This window comes from Nafulsella turpanensis ZLM-10 (assembly GCF_000346615.1).
Lineage (GTDB): Bacteria > Bacteroidota > Bacteroidia > Cytophagales > Cyclobacteriaceae > Nafulsella > Nafulsella turpanensis.
The window spans coordinates 1-6,549 of sequence record NZ_ANNU01000034.1 but is presented as its reverse complement, the minus strand read 5'-3'; the positions used below and the strand labels follow the sequence as shown (position 1 = coordinate 6,549).

Annotated in this window: 6 protein-coding genes; 1 reads left to right on the top strand and 5 read right to left on the bottom strand. The window is 42.7% G+C overall.

What is annotated here, in order from left to right; translation table 11 throughout:
* Positions 1 to 148: 148 nt before the first annotated feature.
* The 5 genes from F752_RS0113800 to F752_RS24205 form a co-directional block, all read right to left on the bottom strand.
* On the bottom strand, positions 149 to 565 hold the full coding sequence (locus F752_RS0113800) for a hypothetical protein (RefSeq protein ID WP_017732336.1): 417 nt from the start codon (positions 563 to 565) through the stop codon (positions 149 to 151).
* A 34-nt stretch (positions 566 to 599) separates the two neighbouring features.
* Positions 600 to 1,286: a hypothetical protein gene (locus F752_RS0113795; protein WP_017732335.1), complete on the bottom strand. Its 687-nt coding sequence runs from the start codon at positions 1,284 to 1,286 to the stop codon at positions 600 to 602.
* Positions 1,287 to 1,741: 455 nt separating this feature from the next.
* Entirely contained in the window at positions 1,742 to 2,089 is a 348-nt protein-coding gene (locus F752_RS0113785; protein WP_017732333.1) for a hypothetical protein, read from the bottom strand.
* A gap of 511 nt (positions 2,090 to 2,600) precedes the next feature.
* Entirely contained in the window at positions 2,601 to 3,080 is a 480-nt protein-coding gene (locus F752_RS0113780) for a hypothetical protein (RefSeq protein ID WP_017732332.1), read from the bottom strand.
* Positions 3,081 to 3,600: 520 nt separating this feature from the next.
* On the bottom strand, positions 3,601 to 4,545 hold the full coding sequence (locus F752_RS24205) for an alcohol dehydrogenase catalytic domain-containing protein (RefSeq protein WP_051049905.1): 945 nt from the start codon (positions 4,543 to 4,545) through the stop codon (positions 3,601 to 3,603).
* Positions 4,546 to 4,784: 239 nt separating this feature from the next.
* Between F752_RS24205 and F752_RS26260 the strand changes: the two genes are divergently transcribed.
* On the top strand, positions 4,785 to 6,549 hold a 1,765-nt coding region (locus F752_RS26260), incomplete at its 3' end, for a PKD domain-containing protein (RefSeq protein ID WP_026135740.1).

The following is a 6,549-nucleotide window of genomic DNA, read 5'->3' as shown; positions in this document are numbered from 1 at the left end:
TTAATTCAATTAAAATTCAAAGAAAGCTGTCCTAAGCTTGGGGTCCACTAAAAGACAAAGCTGGCTCATAGGCATTTTGTTTTGAGGCTCCCGCCAGAAACCTCTGGCTTGTCAGATAAAGTTTTATCTATTACAGTTTAATAAGTTCTCAGTCTCCTTTGCTAAAAGAAAAGCTACCGTCACCATTAAAGTCAGTAAGGTTCACTGTAACAGTCCATTCACCCGAGGCACCAGCAGTTGTGACGCCAGACCTTGAATCCTCACCCTGTCCAGCTACTACTGTTTTATCGAGAACGACCTTTCCATTCGAATCCTTTACTAACAACTGAAAGCTTCCGCTTTTAGCAGCAGTTATATCCATGTTATAGTCAGCAGTAGATAAAGAGTTGTTCCACTTGAAATTCTTTGATGTTGAGCCGCCATTTCCCGTTACATCTCCATCAATGTCACCACTGGTAATCGTAGTAAATGCTACATTAGCCATTTGAGCATTTTCATCTTCACAGCTACTGAATAAAGCTACGCCAGCAAAAAGGAAGACCATTAAAACTTTTGTTATTTTCATTTTATCTTTTTAAATAATTTGAAATACTTTCCTTCTATTTTGAAATCTCCACCTCTGTAGCAAGGTCTAAGCCATCAGCCACAATTTCGAAGATGTTGGTGTTTTGCGTTTCGCTGATAACAACAACACCCTCTGCATTTTTCGTTGCTACTGAAAGTTGTTCACTTTCCACTTCCAGAAACCATGCATTAGGATCAAAAGTCACCTGAGCCACAATACTCTCACCTCCCGCAAAAGTAATTACACCTTCTTTTTCTACTTCAAAAGTTTCTCCTGAATTGAACTCAAAGCGAACAGGATGTGATACACCATCATAGGTAAAGGTGCCATTCAATACTACGGCAGGCTCATCGCCACCATCCTGAAGCTCAACCTCTACTTCTACTTCTCTATATGTTCCCGTTGGAATCACAAGACCACTTATATCAGGGGTAGAAGCACCAGTAGCAAAATCAATTTTAGTTACCTGCTCAAAGTTCACTTCAACAGAATCTGTATCTGACTCAGCTTCAAACTGCACCTCTCTAATTGTGATAAAGCCAGAAGAAAAAGAAAGACCACTTGCCAACACTCTTTCATTTGCATTGCTGATTCCTGTAGAAGTCTTTACAGTATTGAATGCTAAGCTTACTTGTGCGCTTTCTGGCGCTACTTCATCTTCACCACAGGCAAACATCCCGAATGCTAAGGCAGATACTAACACAAAATTTTTTGTTTTCATTTTTAACTGTTTAAGTTGATTTGACCATAAGACTGCTAAAGGTGTTCACAAGTTGGAAGGTTAAAAAAAAACGAAATTCAAAAGCCACTTTTTTGAAGTAAGGAAAGCCCCTTTTAATCCGCTTTTTCATCTTGTTTTATGAATGTTGATTCTTTCTTGAAATCCATGTTTCGGAGTTTAAGGTAAAGTTGCCTTTGAAAACTATCGAAAAGGAAACAAGTGGAAGGAATCAGCTACCTAATACATAGGTAATATTTGAGACTATTTATCCAATTTGAACAGTTAGTTTCTGTGAACTTCACCTATGTTGGTAGAGGTGCAGCACAAGTGGCTAATAGTAGCCAATACGTTTCACGACTGGTGCAAAAAAAAGAGCCAGACACGGCTGGCTCTTAGATTATTTTATTTTGAAGCTACTGAAAGGTAATGTGCTTTATTGCCTGAGTGATTTGAAATTATTGAACAGTAGTCCAATCTACTTTCACTTGGGTTTTTCCGTCTCCATCACTGTCAGCATCTGTTTTTTCAGCTACAAGCACATCATTTACAAATACTTTACCTGTAAGCGCACCACCTGTGGCTTTAGAGTCTAAGCTAATTGTTTCACCTATGTTGGCTACAATGGTGGTATCCCATGTGCCGTTAAAAGGTGTCTTAACGTCTTGAATAGAGTTTTTGTAATTAAATTTCACTTCCGTAACAGATGTTCCTGTTACAGAAAACTTCACCTCCTGTGTGGTTTCCTCTTTACCGCAGGCAACAACCAATAGCAATAAAGCCGCAATAAGAATTACATTTTTCATACCTGTTTATTTGATTTTTCCTGACAAGTTAGACCGTTTACCCGAAAACTATTTCAGCTAGAATGTGAATTACTTACCTGAGTAAGATTATAGTTACACTAGGCAATCAAGCTCAAATAGAGTAGCAAACTTAACAGGAAACATAAGTAAAACTAACGATGGCTAAACTAACCTCAAGTCTTTAGTCAAAGCAGAACAGATACTTTTACTTTTCGTATATTTAATTATCAGTTCCTGCACATACAAGATGGCTCATTTTGGAGTTGAATACGAGGTGAGTTATCCGGTGAGTCTCAAAAATAAATCGCTGCATAGTATTGAAATAGAAGGCTTTAAAGGGGCGGTTCGAATTTTGCCACCCATGTCATGTGGGGATAGTTCTTCTATCAAACTGATAAAAATAAATTGTCCTAATCCGGGAGAAGCTTCCACCTCCCTGTTTTTGAAAAGGTAAACCCCCTGATAAATAGCTCTTTGAATTTCTATGGATCTCCTCTTCTTTAAGGGGATCCTATAGTCCACCTTCAAGAATATTCACTATCTCACTTTTTCTAATAAACTGTTTTGAACCCAGTTTGTAGAGCCGGAGAATTCCTTTTTTGTGGTAGCGCTCCACAGTGGATGCACTGATTCCGAACTGTTTCTGAAAGCTTTCTCTGGGAATAAAATCATCGAAAGGAGAAGGGGGCTCCAGTGTTGGTGGTGGTATTTTTTGGGTAAATTTAAGGAGATCATCAGCAGTAAGCAGGTAAATACCCGGTTTGATTTCCTGAACGGGAGGGGAAGAAATTGCGGCAGCCTTTTCTGAGGAATGCTCTGGCACCCTAACTCTTCTCAGCGGTTTTCTGCTTTTGGAAGATTTCCTGTTTAGGTTAGGGTAAAGTCGAATGATTTTTCCAACCTCTTCAGCAGTTATTCCCAGATGCTTCGCAATCTGATCCTGCTTAAAACCAAGGGTTATCATTTCAAGGATTTTAGCTGTACAAGTCATGATAAGAACAGGTTGAAAATCAGGGACTGCTTTTCTTCCGTTTAAAATATGCTGCCATTTATTTATCTGTCAAATCAGAAAGGAGGCAGAAATTCAAACCTTTTCTATAGCTAAATTAGGTAAAATAAAAATATAAAAAAACCAACATCCAAATCATTTATTTTAATGATTTTTGCTTATGAATAGCACTTAAGCAGGATGAAGGGTAGTTTTAAATGAGGTGGTTTAGTGAGGATTAGTTCTTGCTGAAAAAAGCGTCAGTGGAGCCGTTTTTTTTTAATTGGAGCCTGGAAAGCGGCTATACTGATTTTTTGGCTGCTAAACACTATAGTAGTTACCGGAAAAGGTTTGCTGGCCTGTTTACTGTTTTTTTGTAAAAGAACAAATGTAGAATAAGGGAAAAGTTTTGTAAATTTAAAGAGCAAAATGGTGCTGGTTTTCCAAGGCTTGTTGTGAATCAGCAGCCGAAAAAACACGTTTTGTGATACCCATTTGATACCCAAAATCGAAAACAGCCTTTTCAAGGCAGGAAACGGCTATAGTTCGGGTCCTGCCGGGACTGCAACTCGCTGAGCAGTTGGTGCATCAGGTCTGTTTGTTCATAGAGGTAAATAAGGTTAAAGCCCATGAGCGATTTATTCTCACCCGGTAGGCGCAGCGGATCTATTTTGGGCCTTTTCAGGTACTTCCACAGGAGCTTTGGGTAGTTTGGCCTGGCACTGTGGCTGGTGAAGCTGGCATTGCCATATACCACCATTCTTCCCATAGGAGCCATGGCATTCCAGCCCTGCCGCAAAATTCTGCCACCAATACATTCCATTATCAGCTGCAGGGGGCGATGGTTAAGGGCTGTTTGCAGTTTTTTATCAAAATCCCTGGCCCGCAGAATGACTTTATCGTAATCTTCCTCCTGCAGTAAAAAGTTAATTTTGCTTTGCCGGCCCACCGTACCTATGGTGTAGGCTCCATATTTTTTGCAAATACGGTTCGCCAGTATACCTACTCCTCCGGCAGCACTATGGATAAGCACTGTCATTCCCTGCTGCAGATTCCCTAACGAAGTAAGGGCGTAGAAGGCTGTTAGCCCCTGTACCAGAAAACCAGCGCCTTCTGCAAAATTCCATGGAGGCGGGAGGGCAATTACATAGCGGTGGTGGATATTTAAATGAGATACGTACCCGCCAAATTTCGTAACTCCCATTACCCGATCTCCTACTTTCCATTCACTTACATTCTTGCCTACTGCCGTTATTTCCCCCGAAAACTCCAGGCCTGGTATAAAAGAACCGCTTGGGGTGGCGCTGTAAAGGCCCTGCATGGCAAAAATATCTGCAAAATTAAGTCCAATGGCTTTTACCTCTACGCTTACCTCCTCCGGGGCAGGGTGGGCCAGCTCTTCTTTCTGTAACTGCAGGTTTCTGATAGAACCGGCCTTGGGCATTCTGTATACATTGCGTTTGTTCATGCGAGGGTTTTGATTAAAGCAGGCAAAGAAGGAACTTTCTTCCCTGCCCACTATTTCTTTTTGAACGTTTAGGAAAACTGTTCCTTTCCCTCATTTGTAACTAATCCTCTAAAAGTTAAGTTATGAATTTATCCTGTTCCCATTCACTGAAACAGGAGAAGCGTTAATTAAAGTGTACCTATGGACTTTTTGCTAGTGAAACAGGTGATTTTTGACTTTAGCTTCTCAAAATGAAGACTATGAAATATAATATTTTCTTTTTTATCCTGCTGATAATATCTGGCCTTTCAGGGCAGGCGCAGGAATTCATCAGGCCAGGCCAAAGCTTTTTCCCGGCCCTTCTCAATTCTGATTTTTCAGGTACAGCGGAAAATCTTTTCCTGCAAAGGCTGGAAATTGACCCGGATAATAAAGCGCCAAAGGCAGATGCAGGCGATAACCTGGACCTGGAGGATAAGGATAATGATGGGAAGGAGCAGGTTGGGCTGGATGGGTCCGGGAGTGAAGACCATGATGGTACCATTGTTTCCTACAGCTGGAGTAAGGAAGGAACAGAAATAGCAGAAGGAGTAAAACCTACTGTTGAACTGCCGACAGGCAGTGCGACTATCGAGCTTACCGTAACCGATGATGGAGGTTTAACCGATACAGATGAGGTAAGGGTTAGAATAAAGGAAGGAAAAGATGATAGGGATGGTGATGGCGATGAAGAAGATGATAGTGACGATGAGGAGGAGGATAATGATGATGAAGAGGAAGAAAATGAAAATGAAGCGCCCGATGCCGATGCAGGGGAAGATCAGGAGATAACAGACAATGATAATGACGGACAGGAAAGGGTAGAGCTCGATGGTTCAGAATCAGCAGATGAGGACGGCACCATTGAAAGCTATAGCTGGAGTCTGGCCGGAGCCGTTATTGCCACCGGAGTTAATCCTGTTGTGACCCTTCCAGTCGGGAGCCAGCAAATTGTCTTAACCGTAACCGATGATGATGGGCTGACGGATACCGATGAGGTGGAAATTAAAATTAATGAGCCGGCCAATCAGGCGCCCGAAGCTGATGCAGGGAATGCTCAGGAGGTAACAGATAATGATAATGACGGACAGGAAAGAATAGAACTGGATGGATCAAAAAGCAAAGACAAGGATGGAACCATTGTTTCCTACAGCTGGACCATCAACGGGGAGGAAATAGCGACCGGAGAAACCCCTGCCGTAAGCTTATCAACAGGGGAGCATACTATCCGCTTGACCGTTACGGATGATGATGGACTGACAGATTCCGATGAGGTGGCAGTGACTATCCATGAAGCTCCGGAAAAAGCTCCTGTAGCAGATGCAGGAGAAGACCAGGTGCTGACGGACGTGGACGGGCTGGGAGAGCTGGAGGTAGAGCTCGATGGTTCAGAATCAGCAGATGAGGACGGCACCATTGAAAGCTATAGCTGGAGTCTGGCCGGAGCCGTTATTGCCACCGGAGTTAATCCTGTTGTGACCCTTCCAGTCGGGAGCCAGCAAATTGTCTTAACCGTAACCGATGATGATGGGCTGACGGATACCGATGAGGTGGAAATTAAAATTAATGAGCCGGCCAATCAGGCGCCCGAAGCTGATGCAGGGAATGCTCAGGAGGTAACAGATAATGATAATGACGGACAGGAAAGAATAGAACTGGATGGATCAAAAAGCAAAGACAAGGATGGAACCATTGTTTCCTACAGCTGGACCATCAACGGGGAGGAAATAGCGACCGGAGAAACCCCTGCCGTAAGCTTATCAACAGGGGAGCATACTATCCGCTTGACCGTTACGGATGATGATGGACTGACAGATTCCGATGAGGTGGCAGTGACTATCCATGAAGCTCCGGAAAAAGCTCCTGTAGCAGATGCAGGAGAAGACCAGGTGCTGACGGACGTGGACGGGCTGGGAGAGCTGGAGGTAGAGCTCGATGGTTCAGAATCAGCAGATGAGGACGGCACCATTGAAAGCTATAGCTGGA